Raw genomic sequence first — 1213 nt, forward strand, 5'->3', positions numbered from 1 at the left:
ACACAAGGCGCAACTGCACTGGGTCGACCGTGTCCTTGACGCTCACGCGAGCACCGTTGAGTTCAATCTCGATCGCTGAGACTGCTATGGGACTACCCTGTGTGGAAGTCGTCGGCGCTCGCGCCGTTGTCGTCGGCTCCGGCTGTTCGGGTGTGAGTGGGTTCGACAGCGCTACGGGCAGCATCAGCGCTTCAGCGGGCTTGACGGCATCCAACAAGCCCGCGCGTAATTGCCGCCGCCATTTGAACACCATTTTGGGATTGAGCCCATGGGACTGCGCGAGCTTGGCCACCGACGTATCAGGCTGACACGCTGCGACTGCGACCTGCTTGCGATACTCAGCCGTGTAATTCGGTCGTCCTCTGCGATTCGAAGGCCGTGTATTGGTTGTGTCCAAAGTAATCCCCACTACTTGAAGTGACGGGCATCACTTTGAACACGGCGACCGCCCCTGTCTATGCGGTCTCCAAATGACGCTTACCATATCCATCGAGCGTGATCGTCTCCGGCGTCTGCCCTTGATGTTGGCACTGTCACGTTAGCGAAGCGATCGGGTAAGCTAGGTGGATGAAATCCTCGTCTATTTACCGCGGCCACCGATTCCCGCCTGCCATCATCAGTCTTGCGGTGCGCTGGTACTTTCGCTTCTCGCTGAGCTTGCGCGACAGCGAAGAATTATTGCTCGAGCGAGGCGTGATCGTCAGCTACGAATCGATACGGCGGTGGTGCGATAAATTCGGGGTCCGGTTTGCCGCACATGGAAAGATCACCGGCCGTATCGCCAAAATATGGCATCTCGACGAAATGTTCGTGCGTCTGCGCAGTGGGCCTTATTGGCTCTGGCGCCGTTGACGAGCAAGGGAAGGAACTCGACATCCTTCTGCACAAGCGTCGTGACACCGCTGCGGCCGAACGATGCTTCAAGAGGATCTTGCGCAACCACCCGGCACCGCGGGTCATCGTGACCGATCAGCTTCGTAGCTATCCGGCTGCCAAAGCCCGAGTGCCCGCGCTGGCCAAGACGAAGCACATCTTCGTACGGGCTGCCGCACGCGTGAATAATCGCGCCGAAAATACCATCAACCGACCCGAGAGCGGGAGCGCCGCATGCGTGGCTTAAGAGATTTGCGACGAGCACAGCGCTTGCTCGCGAACTTCGGCCCGATTCGACAGCATTTTGCACTCAAGCGCGAAATACTTGGCGCCATCGAAC

The 1213-nt window shown here is 58.5% G+C and carries 1 protein-coding gene and 1 pseudogene; one reads left to right on the forward strand and one right to left on the reverse strand.

Annotated elements, in window-relative coordinates; all coding sequences use genetic code 11:
* Nucleotides 1-397 (reverse strand): IS66-like element accessory protein TnpA (gene tnpA / locus WM40_RS27090; protein WP_236693733.1); only part of this gene is annotated, 397 nt, incomplete at its 3' end.
* A gap of 170 nt (nt 398-567) precedes the next feature.
* On the opposite strand from tnpA, the pseudogene WM40_RS29770 reads away from it, so the two are divergent.
* Nucleotides 568-1213 (forward strand): annotated as a pseudogene (locus WM40_RS29770) (IS6 family transposase); the annotation flags it as partial.

The organism is Robbsia andropogonis, from assembly GCF_000970345.1.
Classification (GTDB): domain Bacteria; phylum Pseudomonadota; class Gammaproteobacteria; order Burkholderiales; family Burkholderiaceae; genus Robbsia; species Robbsia andropogonis.